Source organism: Psychrobacter coccoides (genome assembly GCF_017498085.1).
Classification (GTDB): Bacteria; Pseudomonadota; Gammaproteobacteria; order Pseudomonadales; family Moraxellaceae; genus Psychrobacter; species Psychrobacter coccoides.
Genome location: NZ_JAGBKM010000063.1, coordinates 1 through 373 on the forward strand (window position 1 = coordinate 1; position 373 = coordinate 373).

The 373-nt window shown below is 42.9% G+C and carries 1 protein-coding gene; it reads right to left on the reverse strand.

Going from position 1 to position 373, the window contains the following annotated elements; all coding sequences use genetic code 11:
- The coding region (locus J3492_RS13070) for an RNA-guided endonuclease InsQ/TnpB family protein (protein WP_207992433.1) at positions 1-373 on the reverse strand (373 nt) is incomplete at both ends.

Genomic DNA, 373 nt, shown 5'->3' on the forward strand with positions numbered 1-373 from the left:
GCTCCATTAACATCTCTGTTATGGGTCGTTTTACAAGAACGACAAAACCATGCTCTTATACCAAGACCTTCTCTACCTTTCGGACTGTCTTGGCGGGAGCCGCAACACGAGCAGGTTTGGGTGGTGTACGTTTCATTGACTTCGATATAGTGGCAACCTGCATGCTTGCATTTGTAATCCAGTTGCCGCTTTATTTCAAACCAACCAGCGTCATAGACGGATTTGGCCAGTTTGGATGAAGTGAATAAGTTTGATTTAATCTTCCCAACAACGATTAGGCTGTTGGCTTTAACAAGCTTTGATGTGAATTTATGAATCAGATCTTGGCGGGTGTTTTTAATCTTGGCATGAATGGCCTTAACCCGTTTTTTGT